The organism is Hathewaya histolytica (assembly GCF_901482605.1).
GTDB lineage: Bacteria > Bacillota > Clostridia > Clostridiales > Clostridiaceae > Hathewaya > Hathewaya histolytica.
Map to the genome: position 1 here is coordinate 848,535 of NZ_LR590481.1, position 19,287 is coordinate 867,821.

General features: G+C 27.8%; 14 protein-coding genes. 6 read left to right on the top strand and 8 right to left on the bottom strand.

Annotated features, from left to right (window positions below; all coding sequences use genetic code 11):
* Positions 1 to 216 precede the first annotated feature (216 nt).
* Entirely contained in the window at positions 217 to 1,113 is an 897-nt protein-coding gene (locus FGL08_RS03950) for a polysaccharide deacetylase family protein (RefSeq protein WP_138209538.1), read from the bottom strand.
* A 15-nt stretch (positions 1,114 to 1,128) separates the two neighbouring features.
* Positions 1,129 to 1,344, bottom strand: a complete 216-nt coding sequence (locus FGL08_RS03955) for a hypothetical protein (protein WP_138209539.1) — start codon at positions 1,342 to 1,344, stop codon at positions 1,129 to 1,131.
* A gap of 448 nt (positions 1,345 to 1,792) precedes the next feature.
* On the opposite strand from FGL08_RS03955, the gene FGL08_RS03960 reads away from it, so the two are divergent.
* Together FGL08_RS03960 and FGL08_RS03965 are read left to right on the top strand one after the other, a co-directional pair.
* Entirely contained in the window at positions 1,793 to 2,347 is a 555-nt protein-coding gene (locus FGL08_RS03960; RefSeq protein WP_138209540.1) for a 5-formyltetrahydrofolate cyclo-ligase, read from the top strand.
* 264 nt (positions 2,348 to 2,611) lie between these two features.
* Positions 2,612 to 4,390 carry an aminopeptidase P family protein gene (locus tag FGL08_RS03965; protein ID WP_138209541.1) on the top strand — a complete coding sequence of 593 codons (1,779 nt, stop codon included), beginning with the start codon at positions 2,612 to 2,614 and terminating at the stop codon, positions 4,388 to 4,390.
* Between the two features lie 112 nt (positions 4,391 to 4,502).
* On the opposite strand, the gene FGL08_RS03970 is transcribed toward FGL08_RS03965, so the two are convergent.
* Positions 4,503 to 6,902 (bottom strand): Lon protease family protein, encoded by a 2,400-nt coding sequence (locus FGL08_RS03970; RefSeq protein WP_138209542.1) that lies wholly within the window; start codon positions 6,900 to 6,902, stop codon positions 4,503 to 4,505.
* Between the two features lie 154 nt (positions 6,903 to 7,056).
* Here FGL08_RS03970 and FGL08_RS03975 point away from each other — a divergent pair, with 154 nt between their 5' ends.
* Positions 7,057 to 9,882, top strand: a complete 2,826-nt coding sequence (locus FGL08_RS03975; RefSeq protein WP_138209543.1) for an EAL domain-containing protein — start codon at positions 7,057 to 7,059, stop codon at positions 9,880 to 9,882.
* A 148-nt stretch (positions 9,883 to 10,030) separates the two neighbouring features.
* On the opposite strand, the gene FGL08_RS03980 is transcribed toward FGL08_RS03975, so the two are convergent.
* From FGL08_RS03980 to FGL08_RS03990, 3 genes are read right to left on the bottom strand one after another with little or no spacing between them, the layout of a single operon-like run.
* Positions 10,031 to 11,152 (bottom strand): DegT/DnrJ/EryC1/StrS family aminotransferase, encoded by a 1,122-nt coding sequence (locus FGL08_RS03980; RefSeq protein ID WP_138209544.1) that lies wholly within the window; start codon positions 11,150 to 11,152, stop codon positions 10,031 to 10,033.
* Between the two features lie 42 nt (positions 11,153 to 11,194).
* Entirely contained in the window at positions 11,195 to 12,373 is a 1,179-nt protein-coding gene (locus FGL08_RS03985; protein ID WP_138209545.1) for a DegT/DnrJ/EryC1/StrS family aminotransferase, read from the bottom strand.
* Between the two features lie 15 nt (positions 12,374 to 12,388).
* On the bottom strand, positions 12,389 to 13,588 hold the full coding sequence (locus FGL08_RS03990; RefSeq protein WP_138209546.1) for a MerR family transcriptional regulator: 1,200 nt from the start codon (positions 13,586 to 13,588) through the stop codon (positions 12,389 to 12,391).
* Positions 13,589 to 13,755: 167 nt separating this feature from the next.
* On the opposite strand from FGL08_RS03990, the gene FGL08_RS03995 reads away from it, so the two are divergent.
* The 3 genes from FGL08_RS03995 to FGL08_RS04005 are packed head-to-tail and all read left to right on the top strand — an operon-like array spanning position 13,756 to position 17,382.
* A complete protein-coding gene (locus tag FGL08_RS03995) occupies positions 13,756 to 14,445 on the top strand; it encodes a response regulator (protein ID WP_138209547.1) in 690 nt (229 codons plus the stop codon).
* 14 nt (positions 14,446 to 14,459) lie between these two features.
* Positions 14,460 to 15,842: a sensor histidine kinase gene (locus FGL08_RS04000; protein ID WP_197733544.1), complete on the top strand. Its 1,383-nt coding sequence runs from the start codon at positions 14,460 to 14,462 to the stop codon at positions 15,840 to 15,842.
* 25 nt (positions 15,843 to 15,867) lie between these two features.
* Positions 15,868 to 17,382 carry a hypothetical protein gene (locus FGL08_RS04005; protein WP_138209549.1) on the top strand — a complete coding sequence of 505 codons (1,515 nt, stop codon included), beginning with the start codon at positions 15,868 to 15,870 and terminating at the stop codon, positions 17,380 to 17,382.
* Positions 17,383 to 17,431: 49 nt separating this feature from the next.
* On the opposite strand, the gene FGL08_RS04010 is transcribed toward FGL08_RS04005, so the two are convergent.
* Both FGL08_RS04010 and FGL08_RS04015 read right to left on the bottom strand, forming a co-directional pair.
* On the bottom strand, positions 17,432 to 18,244 hold the full coding sequence (locus FGL08_RS04010; RefSeq protein WP_138209550.1) for an N-acetylmuramoyl-L-alanine amidase family protein: 813 nt from the start codon (positions 18,242 to 18,244) through the stop codon (positions 17,432 to 17,434).
* 87 nt (positions 18,245 to 18,331) lie between these two features.
* Positions 18,332 to 19,075, bottom strand: coding sequence for a lytic transglycosylase domain-containing protein (locus FGL08_RS04015; RefSeq protein WP_243117934.1), 744 nt, complete (start codon positions 19,073 to 19,075; stop codon positions 18,332 to 18,334).
* Between the last annotated feature and the right edge of the window lie 212 nt (positions 19,076 to 19,287).

The window sequence follows — 19,287 nt, forward strand, 5'->3', positions numbered from 1 at the left end:
TTGTTGCTTGAAAACATCTTAACATAGGAGTTTTGGCATTAAAAGTTAAAAACCATGGAAATAAAGGAAGGATATTTCATAAAACCAACGAAATCAACTAGAATCCTCTTTTATGGCAATATATTTCCAGTATAAAAACTATAATTTTTAAAAACAAAAAAATAAAACTTCATTGCAAAATGGATTATAAGTGCAATAAAGCTTTATTTTTCTAAGTTATTTTGGCACTTTTGTAAAGTGAGGAGCGTATGAATCCTTTGTCATTTTATCAAATTCAAACCCCATAGCTTTTAAACCTTTTATAATTTCTGGAAGAGCATCTGCTGTAGTAGTTTTAGGATCTAAATCGTGCATTAAAATAACGGCTTGATTTGTACTTTTACTTTCAGAAAGTACACTTTGTACAATTTTATCTTTCTTTTGAGTCATAGCAGAGGCATCTGTAGAATCTACATTCCAGTCGAAAAATTCATATTCCTTACTCATTTCTTTTACTATATCCTTCATGATACCTTTTCCGCCATATTTATAGCTTATAGTATTGTTAGAACCTCCAGGGTATCTCAAAAGATAGTTAGGAGCTTGTCCAGTTACTTCCTCTAGGTATTTGTCTAACTTCTTAACATCGGCTTTAAAGTTATTAACAGAAGAATAAACTTTAGAATAATCATGACTATATGTATGGTTTGCAAGTGCATGTCCATCATTAACTATTTCTTTATATAGTTCTTCTAGTCCAGGATGTCCATTTACAAAGAAGGTAGCCTTTACATCATGATCCTTTAGAGTCTTAAGTATTCTTCTTGTATTTTTTCTAGAAGGACCATCATCAAAAGTTAAATAAGCAACTTTTTTATTTTTCATATTTTCTTTAACTTCTGATTTTAATTTTTCAATATCATTTTCTAGTTTTTTCATATCTTCACTAGATTTCTTATTTTCTTCTTTTAAAGCGGTAAGTTTATTACTTATTTTTTTATTTTCATTTTTAGCAAGTATTGCCTGAGTTTGGGTAAGTATTGCAAAAGAAAAAGAGACTATAAATATAGCAAATAATAAGATCTTTAATGGACTTAAAGACTTACGCTGGTTTCTTCTATTTGAATTTCTCATAATATTATCATTCCTTTACTTTTTTAGTTTTTGTTCTAATTTTTGTTTATCTTCTATAAGTTTACTTTTTTTACTATTTAAATCTTTTTTATCTTTTTCTAAGGCTTCCACCTGAGATTTAAGCTTAGCATTTTCATCTTTTATGCTTTTAATAGAGGAGTTATTAAAAAACACTAATATGCCGCTGGCTATAATAAGTACACACATTAAAATTCCAAATCTTTTTTTCATTAAAATTCTCTCCTAACTTATTTATGATTCCTATTTCATTATACACGTTTTTTGTCGTATGTTAAATTACAAATACGTAACAAATAACTTAAATGTAGTATAAAATAAAAAAATATCAAAAAAATCTAAATTTTCAAGTGAAGTATGAGAAATTTGTAATATATAAGATCAATATATTAAATAGTTTATATTCATTATCAATATATTTAATGTATTGATAGTTATTTTAAATATAGTATGAGATTAAAATTGTTTATAAAATTTCTTTATGATAAAATAACTTATAGGTTAAATATTCCAAAACTATAAGTTATGCTTAATTAGTCAAGGTTAACTTATTTAAAAAAGCAATATTTTTGTTTATGATGTAATCAATTTTGATTTTTGCCTATATTAGTTTTAATTAAAAGTTTATTGACTAATATAAATATAAAAAGGAGCTAGTGAAATGTTCAATAATAAAAAAGCTATTAGAAATTATATCTATAATTTAAGAGATAATATGAAAGAAGAAGAAAAAAGTTTATGGGATGAATCAATAGAAAAAAAATTAATTACTCATTCCTTATATGAAGCATCTAGTACAATATTCATATATGTTAGCTTTAGAGGAGAGGTTTATACTCATAATATAATAAAAAATGCATTACAAAAAAACATAAAGATATGCGTGCCTAAGATAAATAAACAAGAGAAGATTATGGAAGCCTATTATATAAATTCTATGGAAGATTTAGAAGAGGGGTATTTTAAGGTATTAGAACCAAAAGAATATTGTAAAAGAACTAATAATGAAGATATAGATCTTATAGTATCACCTGGGGTTGCTTTTGATAAAGAAGGAGGAAGAGTAGGGTACGGTGGAGGATTTTATGATAGGTTTATAGGAAGTCTTTCTAAGGAGATACCAGTAATAGCTTTAGCATATAAATTTCAAATTTTAGATAAAGTAATCTTAGAAGATACTGATAAAAAAGTTGATGAAATCTTGATTAATGATTAGTAAAATTATCAATAATATAATCTAATAATAAATAAAACATATAAATATGCATTAAATAAGTAAAATAGTTTAGTTTAAATATTCAAAAAACTTATAAAATGATATATAATATGATTTAGGTACTACCTTGGGATAAGCCCATTTGTTTATAATAATGGACTTTAAGTACTTTACAACAACTTAGGGTAATAAATTATGGAAAGGTAGGTGTATACCTGAATGGATTATTTATAATTTACATATGTAATCTGTGTCAGGGAGTATATGAATATTAAAGAAAGAGTTCAAGAATTAAGAAAGTTAATGCAAGAGAAGGGAATACAAGCATATGTTATTCCTAGTTCAGATGCTCACCAAAGTGAGTATGTAGCGCCTCATTGGAAAGGTAGGGAATGGATTTCAGGATTTACAGGGTCAGCTGGTACAGTAGTAGTTACATTAGATGATGCTGGTCTTTGGACTGATGGAAGATATTTCATACAAGCTGAAAAACAATTAGAGGGTTCAGGAATTAAACTTTTCAAAATGGGACAACCTTCAGTTCCAACAATTAAAGAATGGTTGAAATCAGTTTTAAAAGACAATGATACTATTGGATTTGATGGAAAAACGGTTTCTAGGACTTTTGCAGAAGAATTAGAAAGTACTCTATATAAGAAAAATATTAAATTTAATCTTCAATGGGATTTATTAGGTACACTATGGAATGATAGACCCTCTATTCCTGAAGATAAGATTTTTACTTTAGATGTTAAGTATGCTGGCCTTAGCAGAACTGAAAAGATAAATAATGTTAGAGAAGAAATGAAAAAACTAGAAGGAAATAACTTCTTACTATCTTCTTTAGATGATATAGCATGGTTATTTAATATAAGAGGTAATGATGTTCCTTGTAATCCAGTTATTATTTCATATGCTTTAATTTCTTTAGATGAGGCTATTTTATTTGTAAATGGAAAGAAAGTTCCAGAAAACGTTAGAAAAGAATTAGAATGTGATGGAATACTTATCAAAGAATATGAAGAAGTTGAGAATTATCTAAATAGATTAAAGAGTGGAGATTCTGTAATATATGATCCTACTAAAACAAATATGTGGTTATTTAATTCGATTAAGGAAGAAGCAGGAAAAGTAGAAGCCCAAAATATAACAACTAAAATGAAAGGAATAAAGAGTGAAGTTGAACTTGAAAATATGAGAATAGCGCATATTAAAGATGGTGTTGCTATGGTTAAATTCTTATATTGGTTAGATAATAATTTAGGAAAAGAAAGAATCACTGAGATTTCTGCAACTAATAAGTTAGAAGAGTTCAGAAAAGAAGGGGAAGACTTTAAAGGCATAAGCTTTGGTACTATAGCAGGATATAAAGAACATGCAGCTATGATGCACTATAGTGCAACAGAAGATAGCGACTACGAACTTGAAAAGAGGGGAATGTTCCTTGTAGACTCAGGCGGACAATATTTAGAAGGAACAACAGATATAACAAGAACTATGGTTTTAGGCGAGCTTACACAGGAAGAAAAAAGAGACTTTACTCTAGTTCTTAAAGGTGTAATTAACCTAAGCATGGCAAAATTCTTATATGGTGTAACAGGAACTAACCTAGATGTTTTAGCAAGAAGACCATTATGGGAGTATGGAATTGACTATAAATGTGGTACAGGCCATGGAGTAGGATTTTTCTTAAATGTCCATGAAGGACCTCATGCTATAAGAGTTAATCACGTACCTACAGTGTTTGAAGAGGGTATGGTTGTAACTAATGAACCTGGTGTTTATAAAGAAGGTAAACATGGTATTAGATTAGAAAACATTCTAGTAGTTAAAAAAGATGAGAGTACAGAATCAGGACAATTTATGAAGTTTGAAACTATTACTTTTTGTCCAATGCATTTAGATGGAGTAGTAGTTGAGTTATTAAGTCCAGAGGAAAGAACTTGGCTAAATAACTATCATGCAGAAGTTTATGAAAAGTTAAGTCCTTATTTAGATGAAGAACATAGAGCTTGGTTAAAATACCAAACAAGAGCAATATAATTAAAGTTATTAAAAAATAAATAGATTTATTATATAAATATTTTCTATAAAAAGAGCACTAGATTTTATATTCTTATAATAGTATAAGTTTATAAAATAAGTGCTCTTTATTTTACTTATAATTAAGTAAAGTGTTAAACTTATTAAGTTTTGAAAGTGCTCTTTGTTTAATTAGAGAAATTAAGGATTCATCTGAAGAGGTTATAAGATCCTCATCACATAAAACTGAGAGACAATCTTCTATGGTATCCACTGGATAAATATGAAAAAGTCCATCCTTAATAGCTTGTAATACTTCATCTTTTAATATTAAATCTTCTACATTAAGTTTTGGAATTATGACTCCATTGGAACCATTCATTTTATTAAGATTACAAATATCAAAGAATCCTTCTATTTTTTCATTTACACCACCAATAGGTTGGACTTCTCCCTTTTGGTTTATAGAACCAGTGATTGCAATGTTTTGTTTTATAGGTATATTTGAAAGAGAAGATAGAAGGGCTATTAGTTCTGCGCAAGAGGCACTGTCACCTTCAATACCAGAATATAATTGTTCAAAAACTATACTAGCATTAAAGGACAAATGAGTATCACCACCGAGCATTTTACCTATGAATCCTGAGAGAATCATTACACTTTTATTATAGATATTTCCGCTCATTTTAGCTTCTCTTTCAATATTTATTATTCCTTTACGTCCAGCATAGGTTGTCGCAGTTATTTTATGTGCCATTCCAATTTCTATATCACCTAAATTAATTACACATAAACCGTTTATTTCCCCAACCAAACTTCCTTTAGTATTTAATAGATATCTATTCTCTTTATACATTTTTAATATTTTATATTTTGTTATACTATGCATTTCTATATTTTCTTTTAAAGCTTCTATAATGTGTTTTTTTTCTATGATTTCTTTTTTATCTTTCTTTGCAAAGAAATTTGCAATATCTATAATATCTAGAAGTTTTCCAATAGAAGATGTAATATAATTTTTATTTTCAGCAAGTCTCGCTCCATAGGTTAAGAGTTCTATTATTCCACTCTTCTCTATATGGTGAAAGTCATTTGCATCTACATAGTTATTTATATAACCAAGAATTTCATAAATGTTTTTCTCATTATTCTCAAGTTCACTATCAAATTCTGCTTTAATCTTAAATAGTTTTTCAAAATCTTCATCATGATTCAGTAATATAGAGTATAAAAGTTCACTACCGATTATAATGATCTTTAGATTAAGGGGGATTTCCTCAGTTTTTAGGCTTACTATAGGCAAAATTTCAAGGCTTCCTCGAGTATTCTCTATAGTTATCTTTTCATTTTTTAAAACCCTTTTTAAATATTCATAAGAATCAAGGTTATTTAATAGGTCTTGGGCATTTATTATTAGAAATCCTCCATTAGCTCTATGAATATTTCCTGCCTTAATATGGGTAAAGTCTGTAACTAAGTTTCCCATTTTATTTTCATATTCAATTTTTCCAAATAGACTATGATAATCACAAGAATCTTCAAAGATTACAGGGGCTCCATTTAGAGGATTATTACTTACTAAAACATTTACTTCATATCTTTTTAGTACACTATGGTCTAGAATATTTTCTAATAGTCTAGCATTATCAGATTCTTTATCAATAAAAACCTTTTCTAGATTATCTTCTAAAAACTCTTGTATGTTTTCTATTAAATCATCTTTAACATGATCTAAATATTGTAAGACCTTTTTATTTTTACTATATTTATCTTTAAGTATATTAAATTTTTTACCTAACAGTTTCTCAGCCATTTTATTATCTAATTTTAAGATTTCATTTTCCATGTTTCTTTCTAGGATTTTAGTTTGTTTTATAGTGTCTATAGATATAAGTCTTAGCTCAGCGGCATTGTTACTAATATTATTTTTTTCTTCATTATTTAGTTTATTATACTCTTCATTTACTAGTTCTTTACCATCCTTTATAGGAACGAATACAAATCCTTCTTCTGAGTCTTCTTTTATCAACAGATCCATATTTCTAGCTATAGAGTTTAGTTTATCTGTAATATCTAGTATTTGTTTTTCGTATTTACTTATAATATTGTTTTTATCCTGTTCATAGGTATTAGAACTAAAACAAATAGGAGCTTCTCTATAAAGGTAATCTATAAGATTTTCCATACCCAATTTAAATTGCTTTCCTTCTCCAGAAGGAAAAGAAAGAGCAGATGGTGTGTTTTCGTCCTCGAAATTAAATACATAACACCAATCTAAAGGAGATTTTATGGTTTTAGCATAATTCTCTATTTTGTTTATTATATAGCTAGTCTTACCTGTACCACTATGACCAGATATATATATATTGTATTCTTTTTTATTTATCTGTAGGCCCATATCCAAAGATCTTTCGGCCTGTTCTTGACCAATGATACCCCTAAAAGGAGGTATTTCTTTAGTAATTTTAAAATCTGGAATTTTAAAATTTATTATTAAATTCTTATAGGATATTTCTTTAATAGAATTATTCATTTTGTAGTCCTCCCTTAATAAAAAAGCACATAATATTATATCATATATACAATTTATTATATTAAGTTCCTTTTTTTAGTGATATAATAAATTAGATATATAAAAACATATACTAATTATTAATTTTAATATACAAATATAGGGGGCATGGATATTGGAAATCAGAAAAAGATTACCACTTACTATTATTTTATTAATTATAACGCCATTAATGCTTCTTGCAGTAATATCCTATAAGAATTTTTCCAAGGCACTTACTAAAAGTAGTATAGACACCATAGACAAGGTAACGGATATTGCAAGTAAACAGTTAGAGGATCTAATAGTAGCTCAAAAATTAGAGACTAAAAACATAGCAGACAGGGAAAGAGTGAAATCTGTTTTCACTGAAAATAACAATGAAATTAATATGAGACATGTTACTTATATTTTTAAAAATGCTAAATCACTTTCGAAAGATATAATAGATACTGTACTTTTTGATAAAAATGGAGTAGTAATTATTAATAGTAACAAAGAAAATAATAATGAACTACAATCCTTTATTAAATCTAATAAAGAAATGTTAAAAAAAGATATGGTTATTACTGACACTAATCTTACGGGTAAGGTAAGAAAAAATTCATATATTATATCGCAGCCTGTAAAGGATAGAAAAGGTAATGTATATGGTTGTATAGCTAATATATATAATTATAATAGTATGTATAACGTTATAAAAGATGCAAAAGTAGGAGAGAGTAGTCATATAACTTTAGTACATAAAAATGGACAAATTTTAGGTAGTACAAATGATAAAAAAGATACACTGATGAAAAATGGAGATATTACTAATATAAAAGGCATTGAACATAAAATTAAAGAAATTAAGAAAAATGATAGTGAAGTAATTGGATATAGGGCAATTAAGGATAATGGTTTAGTATTAATATTAGGTCAAAGTTTAAGTGAAATAAATAGACCTGCTAGGAAAATTATGATTATTATTTTTATTTTAATGATAATATTTACTTTATTGGGTATGTTCTTAGCGGTAGGGTGTTCAAGAGTTATTACAGATCCTATAAGTGATCTTATGAATACTATGGAACTTGCGACAGTGGACAACTTTAATATAATGTCAACTTATAAAGGAAATAATGAAATAGGTAGGCTTTCCTCTAGTTTTAATAGCATGATTAAAAAATTAAAGGATAGCTATGAAGAGCTTACAAGAGTATATGGAAAGCTAAGTGTTACGGAGGAAGAACTAAGGGCTAAATATATTCAGCTAAAGGAAAATGAAAGAAATTTAAAGGTTATGGAAGAAAAATACAGATTTGCAGTAGACGGATCTAATGATGCTATATGGGAATATAATATTAATAATGGTGATATGTTTTTCTCTAGTAAGTGGAAAGAAATAGTATTAAAGGAAATAGTATTTGCAGAGACGTTTCCTGTTATACTAGAACAAATAGTTTTCAAAGAAGATTTAAAGGCTGCTATAGAAAATTATAATCAATGTATAAATAATGATGGTATTTCTTTTAATCAAGAGTTTAGGTCAAAAGAAAAGAAGGATAGATGGATTTTAATTAGAGGAACTATTCAGAAAGATGAGAAAGGTAACCCAATTAAAATATCTGGTACAGCTACAGATATTACTTATAGAAAAAGGGACGAAGAGAGAATAAAGTTTTTAGCATATTATGATACCTTAACTAATATTCCTAATAGAGCTTATTTCTTAGATAATATAGATAAAATACTTAGTGATACTATAAAGGCTAAAGGTCAAGGAGCCATGCTTTTCATAGGTCTAGATAACTTTAAAAAAATTAATGATAATCTTGGTCACAGTGTAGGAGATATATTGCTAAAAAAGATTTCCAAGAGTCTGAAGACTATAGTAAGGAACAAAGGAACAGTTTGTAGATATGGTGGAGATGAATTTTTAATAATATTAAATAGCATTATGAATAAAGAGGATGTAAAAATATTTTCTCAGGAAATTTTAGATACTTTAAATGGAAAATTCTTAGTGGGTAATAGGTATATTTACTTTTCTGTAAGTGTGGGTGTGGCATTATTCCCAGCAGATGGTCTTAAAGGAACTATTCTTTTAAAGAATGCAGATACAGCAATGCATAGGGCAAAAGAATTAGGGAAAAATAGATGTGAATTTTATGATGTTTTAATGAGCATAGAACTTAAGAGAAAATCTACTATTGAGCATATGCTGAGAGAGGCTTTGAAAAATAATGGATTTATTATACATTATCAACCTAAAGTGCATTTCAAAACTGGTGAGATTCATGGATTTGAAGCATTGTTAAGGCTTAAGGATAATGAAGAAGGAATGATTTCGCCTAAGGAATTTATACCTATAGCCGAGGAAACAGGGCTTATTATACCTATGGGATATTGGGTTATTAGTGAAATATGTAAACAAAATAAGTTATGGAGAGATAAAGGACTAAGTTATGAAAAGATTTCCGTAAATATATCTCCTAAGCAATTAGAGCATAAAAGATTTCTTAGTAATGTTAGGGATATAATAAATAATTCAGGTGTAGCTCCTAAAGATCTAGACTTTGAAATTACAGAAAATATATTAGTAGAGGAAAAAGAGATTAAAATAAGCATATTAAAAGAAATTCAGAATATGGGTATAAGTATTTCACTAGATGATTTTGGCACGGGTTATTGTTCTTTAAACTATCTTAAAACTTTTCCTGTTAACACTATAAAGATTGATAAGAGTTTTATAGATGATATATGCATAGATAAGATAAAAGAGTATATCATAGACGGGGTAATAGTAGTTGCAAAGAATATGAATTTAGATATAGTTGTAGAGGGGGTTGAGACTAAAGATCAATATGAAATTCTAAAGAAAAAATCCTGCGATTTGGTTCAAGGTTACTTATTTAGCAAACCTATACCTAATTATGTTGCAGAGGAGTATTTATACAATGGTATATACATTGCAGAGTAATAAAATTAAGTTATACTAGTATAAAAATAATCATAAGAATAAAAAATGTAAGTTACATAGATATTTATACATATTAAATATAAATTACATAGATACTTATAAATGTAGATAGCAGAGTAGAAGTTACTCTGCTATCTTAATAAATATATTATTTTTTATAAAACTCTCTAATTTTTTTACAAACAAAATCTACTTCATCTTCAGTGATTTCTGGATAAATAGGAAGAGCTAGAATGTTCTCACAAGTTCTTTCAGCTACAGGGAAATCACCTTTCTTATATCCTAGATACTCAAAACATTTTTGTAGATGTAATGGTTTTGGATAGTATATACTAAATTGAACTTCATTTTGTTTTAGGTATTCAGCTAGTTCATCACGTTTTTCTGCTAATATATTAAATACATAATAAACAGGTTTTTGATCACCTTTAATTACTGGTAATGTAACTTCGGGGATATCCTTTAATCTATCTATATACCATGATGCTATTACTTCTCTTTGCTTTATAGATTCTTCCATATGTCTTAATTTAACTAAAAGTACAGCAGCTTGAAGGGTATCTAATCTTGAGTTATATCCTAAATGATCGTAGTGATATTTCTTAGTAGCACCATGTACTCTATATGACCTTGCAAGTTCAGCTAAATTATCATCATTTGTTACGATCATACCACCATCACCATATCCACCTAAGGTTTTTGTAGGGAAGAATGAAAATATACCCATATCACCTATAGTACCAGAATGTTTATAATCACTACCATTTCCTTTCCACCTCATACCAAAAGCTTCAGCGGCATCTTCTAAGACTCTTAAATTATGTTTTTTAGCTATTTCCATAATTTTATCCATGTCTGATATTTGGGAGAATAGATGAATTGGTAATATACCTACAGTATTTTCAGTTATTTTTTCTTCAATTTGATTTACATCTAAATTGAAAGTTTCTGGGTCTATGTCTACAAATACAGGTTTCCCTTTATGTCTAGAAATACATGAAGTTGAAGCTAAGAAGGTAAATGGAGAAGTTATTACTTCTTTTCCATCTTTAAACCCTAGAATATCAGAAGATAATATAAGGGCATCAGTACCAGAAGCCACGCCTATAGCATGCTTTGCACCAGTGAATTCTTGTATTGCTTTTTCAAATTCTTTAACTTCAGGTCCTAGAGTTGAAACTCCTCTTTCAATAACATTAAATATGGCTTTAGTAAATTCTTCTTTTTTATTTTCGTACTCTCTTAAAGATGTATAAAAATTAACTTTCATTCTGCACTATCCTTTCTTAATCTTATAGTATAATAATTAATTTTATAAAAGCTTTTTTACACAAGATACAAGTTCAGTTGCTATACTCTCTGCATCTTTTAGTGAAAGCATTGAGTAAACAGGCATAGAAATTTCATTTGCGTATTGGTTATATGCATTAGGATAATCTTCTATATTATATCCTAAATTTTTGTATAGAGTAAGTAGTGGAAGTGGGATAAAGTGGACGTTAGTTGCAATACCCATTTCTGCTAGTTTTTCTATAATTATTCCTCTTTTTTCTTCTGTGAAACCTTTAATTCTTAGAGGATATAAGTGATAAGAGGTTTCTTTAATATCATCCTTCATAAACGGGATTATAGCCCAATCCTCTTTTTCTAATATTCTGTTATAGACTTCGAATATTTCTCTTCTTTTCTTTAAAATATCATCATATCTATCTAGTTGAACAAGACCAATAGCTGCTTGTATGTCTGTCATGTTACATTTAAATCCATCAGTAATAACATCGTATTTCCAAGCACCGGCTTTCATTTTAGATAGGGCATCTTTAGTTTGACCATGTAATGAAGAAACTTTAAATTCTTTATAAAGGTTTTCTTTTCCTAGGAAATTATTATCATTAAAAGTTACGCTTCCACCTTCCGCTGTAGTAAGGTTTTTAACAGCATGATAAGAGAATGTATGGAAGTGAAATTGCCCTCCAACATGCTTTCCCTTATACTTAGCACCAAAAGAGTGAGCAGAGTCAGAAACTAAAATTATATCCTCTCTTCCCATTTCTTTCAACATGTTTTTTATAAGGTCGAAATCTACTGGAACCCCAGCAAAGTCTACTGTGAATATAGCCTTAGTTTTAGGAGTTATAGCTTTCTTAATTTCTTCTTCATCAATTAAAAAACTATCTTTTTTAGTATCAACAAAAATAGGTTTTATGCCTCTATGAACCATAACACTAGCTGTTGCAGTGTAGGTATATGGGGTAGTTATGATTTCATCTCCTGCTTTTAGGTCATATACTTTTAAAATAAGTTCCATGGCTGCTGTTGCACTTGATAGTGCTACGGCATAATTTGCGTCACAATATTTTGCAGCAGTATCTTCAAAAGCTTTAACTTTTGGACCTGAAGTTATCCAGCCTGATTTTAAAACTTCTACTACGGATTCGATTTCCCTTTCAGTAATATCTGGTGGTGAAAAAGGAATATTATATTTTTTCATTTATTTCATCCTCTCCTATTTTTGACACATAAAAAAACCAGTGTCCTTAGTAATAGTAATAATATTTTTATTGATTATTATGTCTTCAATATAATTGACTAATTTTTTATATAATTTTTCATTAAAATTATCTTTTACATTTCCAGGCATAGAGAAAATATAATGTATAAGTGGAAGTGCCTCATCTATAAGAAGTGCATCTTCATATTTAGATAATATAATATTTTTGAAATACTTATCTAAAATATCTTTACCATTTTCCAGATTAAAATTATTTGTACTATTCCAACTTTCAGAAGTAAGTTCCTTTGAATTAAAATTTTCTATAATATCTCTTAATTCTTTCATATGGTTTATCCCCACAGTGGATGCGAAAAAGTAACCATTAGGTTTTAAAACTCTTTTAATTTCCTTTAAACCTTGATGTATATCAGATAAATGATACAACATATGATTTGCTATGACAATATCAAATTCATCTTCTGTATAGGGAATATCTTCAGCATTAATAAGTTTAAAGTTAAATTTATGACTATTAATATTTAAATTTCGCTTGGCATCTTCTAGCATACCTTTAGAAAAATCTGAGAGGATTATGCTGAAGTTTTTAGGGATTTTGTTAAGGTTTTTAATCCATAGGCTAGCATCTCCACAACCAAGTTCTAGAATTTTAATTTCTCCTTTTAAATTTAAATCTAAAATTTTTTTAAAAAACCATGGCATCCACCCTTCTTTATTTTTACTATATTTTTCGTGAATGGATATTCTAGATCTAAGGTTTGTAGCATCTTTATATTGCTGTAGCCATTTATCATTAGTGTTTACAATACCAATAATACTTATTATTTCCTCCCATGGAGGAGAGCCACCGTTAGTAGGCATGTTTCCTAAAACTTTATCTATGGCATCAATAACTGTATTAAAATGAGATATTTTATCTTGAATAATTTTCCTTTGTAAGTTTAAAGAATTTTTTAAATCTCCATTTTGATTATCAAATAGCATAATTTTGTTTATATCCTCTAAAGATAAACCTATGAACTTTAAAGTTAAAATCTTTTGGAGTTTTATAAAATCTTTCATGCTATATAATCTATGACCTTTTTCATTATGCTTTGAAGGCTTTAAAATTCCGATTTTATCATAATATCTTAAAGTTCTTATGGTAACACTAGCTTTATCCGCAAATTCACCAGTAGAAAGATACTCTTCCATAAAATATCACCTCATCCCTTTTCTTATTTTAATACATTACGTAAGGTCATAGTCAATAGTTTTTGGTAATTATTTTCTAAATATTAAATTTAAATATATTGTAACCCTAAAAGACAAGTTATAAGGTATAATTAATTTAAAAATGAAATTTTAAGGAGTCTTTACATATGGCATATAAGATACTTTTAGTTGAAGATGAAGAAAGTATTAGAAGTTTTATAAAAGTATTTTTAAAAAATAATAACTTTGAAGTAGAAGAAGCAGAAACAGGAGAAGAAGCTTTAGAAAAAATTAAAAGGCTAAACTTTGACCTAGTATTATTAGATGTTATGTTACCTTCTATTAACGGATTTAAGGTATGTGAGATTTTAAGAGAGGAATATAAAGGTTTAGGAATAATTATGCTTACGGCTAGAGGACAGGATATAGATAGAATAGAAGGACTTGAAAATGGCGCTGATGATTACATAGTAAAGCCTTTTAATCCTAAAGAACTTTTGCTTAGAATAAAGTCTGTACTAAGAAGAACAGAAAGTAGTCCTAATAAAGAGAGTGTTGAGATATTAAGCGCTCCTTTTAGAATAGATATATATTCACAAAGATTATTTAAAAACGAAAAAGAAATAGATACAACACCAAAAGAATTTATTCTTATGAAAACGTTTATGGAAAATGCCGGAAAAGCCTTTAGTAGAGAGGATCTTCTAAATAGAGTTTGGGGATGGGATTTTTATGGCGAATCTAAAATTGTGGATGTAAATATTAGACGTCTTAGAACTAAAATTGAGGAAGATCCATCAAATCCTAAATATATAGAAACAGTGTGGGGTATAGGTTATAGATGGGCAAATAATTAGTGAGAGTGGATAAAATGAAAAGCATAAAAAAAAGATTGACTATGAGTTATATAGAAGTTTTATTTTTTAGTATAGTAATTCTAGAAATAATACTTTTTCGTTTTGTAAGCCTATACTTTTATGGTAATTTAGAACAAAATCTATTAAGTCAAATAAAAACTTCAGCAGAATTTTATAATAGATATTTTTCATCTGCTAGTCTTGAAGAAAATATAATGTCTAATGTAGATATATTTTGGAAACAAACTCCAGCACAGGTGCAAATTATAGATACAAAAGGAAACATATTAATGGATTCTATCGGAGTAAGGAAATTAGAGCCAACAAATCCTGTGGATTATGCGGAAGCGTTAAAAGGAAAGTATGGAGTCTGGAGAGGGAGAGTTTCTTACGACAGCAGTGGGGTTATGGCTATATCTTATCCTTTAAAATCAGACAATAAAATAGTGGGAGTTTTAAGGTTTATAACTTCTTTAAAAGAGGTAAATAGAGATATACAGAGCATAGTAATTGTTTTTTTAATAATCGGAGCTGTGGTAACTTTAATTGGTTCTATTGCTAGCTTATTTTTAGGTCAGTCTATAATAGTACCTATCAAAGAACTAACTTTTATAGCAGAAAAGATGGCTGATGGAGATTTTAAAGCAAGAAGTGAAAATAATAGTGAAGATGAAATAGGAAAATTATCGGATACATTAAACTATATGGCAGAGGAGATAGAAAAAAAGGATAATTTAAAAAATGATTTTATATCTTCCGTTTCCCATGAGTTAAGGACGCCTTTAACGGCTATAAAGGGATGGGCTGTGGTACTTAACTCAGAGCATATAGATAAAACTACATTAGATGAAGGTCTTTCTATAATTGAAAAAGAAAGCGATAGATTAAGTAATATGGTAGAAGAACTTTTAGACTTTTCTAGGTTTGTATCAGGAAAGGTTGTTTTAAATAAAGAAGAGATTAATCCTAATATTTTATGTAATTATATTAAAACGTATTTAAAACCAAGGGCAGAGCGAGAGAATATTGAGTTAAAAGTAAATTGTATAGAAGGCATGAGAAACATATGGGGAGATAAGAATAGGTTAAAGCAGGTTTGCATAAATCTTCTTGATAACGCTTTTAAGTTTACGGATAGGGGTGGAACAGTTAATTTTAAAATATATAAAGAGGATAATTACGATATTATTGAGGTGAAAGATACAGGATGTGGTATTGGTAAAGAAGAACTTCCTAAGGTAAAGGAGAAGTTTTATAAAGGAAGAAGTAGTAAATCACAAAATGGAATAGGTCTTTCCATATGCGATGAAATAGTTAATCTACACAGTGGAAAATTTGTCATAGAAAGTGAAGAAAATGTCGGAACTAAGGTTATTATTAAGCTTCCACTAAAGTAAAATAATAGTATAGGAGAAAATTCATATGAAAATAAAACTTAGATTTTATATAAGTATTTGTTTTATTATTTTTTTTCTTAGTGGATGTATGAATCTAAAGATAGACACAAAGGAAAAAATATTTAAGCCTTATAACAAGTCTATACCTATCTACGGAGTTTGGAATATACAATCATATAAGTCGGACAATGAAATTACAAGAGAAAAAACTTTAGATAAGTTAAATAATAAACTCAATGGAGTAGTAAAGTTTTCTGATAGTTTTGTTAAAATTGGTAAGGAGATTTGTCATAATCCATCTTTTAAAATAAAAACTGTAGATGCAGATCAGTATTTAATCTATGCATATAAAAAAACCAAAGAGGAGTTAGGAATAAAAAATCAAAAAATAGATGTTATATCTATAACTTCTGGTGAAAAACATTTTTATGATGTTATTTCTATTGATGATAACAATTGTATAATTCATGCCTTTGATGCATTTATATATATAGTAAAAACAGATAAGGAATTAAAAGATGAAGAGAGTATAAGCAATACTAAGAATCTGGATAATATAAAAAAAGAAAAAGAACATATTGATGGTGATTTAAGGACTACGGTTTATATAGGTTTAAGAAACGAAAAAGACAATATATTCGAAGATAACAATAAAAAATCAAAGAAAACTAAAGTTAGTGAGTATAGGACAATTTCTATAAGTACTGAAAATAAAAAAGTACTGAGAATAATGGATTTGGATGATTTACTAGTACCTAGAATGACAGGATTTTCTACAATAACATCTGATCGATATTTTAGAAAAGGTGCTTTGATAGATAATTTTACTTCCTATCCACTGGAAGATAATAAAAGATCTTTAAATAGGTTAAAAAATAATAGTAAAAGTATTTTAGATTTAAACGATGGGGAAAACCTTCTATGTAAAATTAATTTCATAAGTAACGATTATATTGGAATTAAATATGGGATAGGTAAGGATGCAAATTTGATTAAATATGATAAATTTGCGGTATTTCCATTAGATAATCTAAAGGAAGGACCATTAAAAGTTTCTGATGTTTTCAAAGATATAAAGGATGACTATTTAAAAGTTCTTAGAAATGAGATATTGAATAAGGGGATGAAAATTGATGAGGATAGTTTTTCTTTAATAAGAAAAAATGGACATTGGCTTGCAGTTGGAAGAGCAGAAGATAAAAAGGATCCAAATAAATATGAGGAATATATGTTAAATTTAATACCTACAAATGGTGTTATGAATTATGATGAATTAGTGGTTCCTTGGAATAATATAAAAGAAAGAGTTCCCGATGCAAAAGATGCTTTTACATCTCCTAATAAAGATATATTAATAGTTTTAAACGATAAAAATTTGTTTATATACTCTATAGATGAGGGGATTATATCTAAGAAGCCTATAAGAGTTGTAAGTATAAAGCAGGGACAAGAAGTTGTAATGATAGAGTGGGCTAGGGGAGAATATGCTAAAAGGTGGCAAAACACTAGTGAATATATTGGTGGAAGAATTATAAAATAAAAGATGCGTATAAGACTAATGTTAAATAAAAAGAAGTAACTATTTTTCGTTACTTCTTTTTATTTAAATATTTTATTATTCCTGTTCCAATTCGCATACTTAAGTCTTGAAGAAAGAAATCATTTTCTAATTTCTTTTTATCTTCTAAATTTGTTATGAATCCACATTCTACTAATACAGAAGGGATATTTGAATGTTTCAATATGTATATATTATCCGTCAATGTTTCACCTATATTCCAATTTTCAGATTCAGAAATTGAGTTTAATATAAGATTTGATAAATCTTTTTTATCTTCAGCATGTCCTAAAGAGGTATTTATATAATTATTTATACCTTGGGAAGAAGGGTTTTTAGAATAATTTACGTGTATAGAAATCATAATATCAGCATTGGATTTATTTGTAATTTCCGTTCTTTTAATTAGGTCTTCACTTTCATTTTTAGCATTTTCCATTGCTTTATCTGATGTTCTAGTCATTATTATATTACAGCCAGTTTCTTTTAAATAAGATTCTAAATAAGTAGCCACTTTTAAAGTTATGTCTTTTTCTATAAGCTTTCCATCCTGTGAAGTAGTACCAGGATCAAAACCACCATGACCAGCATCTATTACAATGGTTTTACCAACTAGATTTGCCATATTTGTGTTTTTCTTTAAGTTTGGCAATTCATAAGATTTATTACCTCTAGAAAGCTCATAGTTTTTCATATCTTGAATATGTTTTTTATCTAGTTTTTTTATTTCTTTTATAGTGTGTAGAGAAAATACAAATATAATCCCCATAAAAAGAATAAGAACATTACTTAAAAAAGGCATTGTCCAAATATTTTTTAAATTAAATTTTTTATTCTTACTCATAATATAACTCCTTGTAGCATAAGTGTATAATTGTATTCTATAACAAAATACAATAAGTAACAATATTAAATAGTAATAAATAAAAAATTAACCTTTATAATAGTTCATTACTTTTTTAACATAATGGCGGGTTTCACTAGGTAATTTAGATATGCCTTCTACTGTAGTAACACCTCTTCTTCTTAAAGTTCCTGGACCTGCATTATAAGATGCTAATCCTAACATTAAATTTCCTTTTTGAATTTTTATCATATCTTTTAGATGCTTTGTTCCTGCATCTATATTTTCCTCTATACTATAGGGATTAGAAACTCCATATTCAACACAATTTTCAGGCATTAGTTGCATAAGTCCCATAGCACCAGCATGAGATACACATTTAGGATTAAAATCGGACTCTTGCTTTATAACAGATAAAATTAAGTTTTTATCCATACCATACTTTTGAGAAGCCTTCTCCACAGCTTTTAGTATAGCAGAATTTTTAACAATGATTTTACCATTAGAGTAGGGTTTTGAAATTTCTTTATAGGAATTAATCCCATAAGAATTATTTATCTTATTTAGATTTGTAGAATTTATATTTTTAAATGTAATAGTATCTTCCATGTTTTTTATCATTGGTAGATTCTCTAGGTTTATACCTGCTATATTATTATTTAATTCAGTTTTTAAATCATTATCTTGTGAACTAGCCATAGAGTTTAAAAGGGTCTCTAGCAACATAGAAAAGTTGTTGCTTTTAGGTAAGCTATTTAGTATTTCTTTATATAAGGTATTTTTAAAATAATTTTCTAAAACCACATTATTAAATTGATTATTAGCTTTCATAATAAACACTCCTAAAGATATTATATAAATAATTATCGTGTATCTATATGCTAAACTTTAATAATTCTTGAGATAATTAAAATGGAAAATAGAAATTTTTTCTTGACTTCATAAAAAAACTGTTATATATTAATACAGAAGAAAAAAATAATACCTTTAAAATAGATCCAGAGAGGTCTACAAGGAAGATAAAATTAAACTTTTAAGTTATA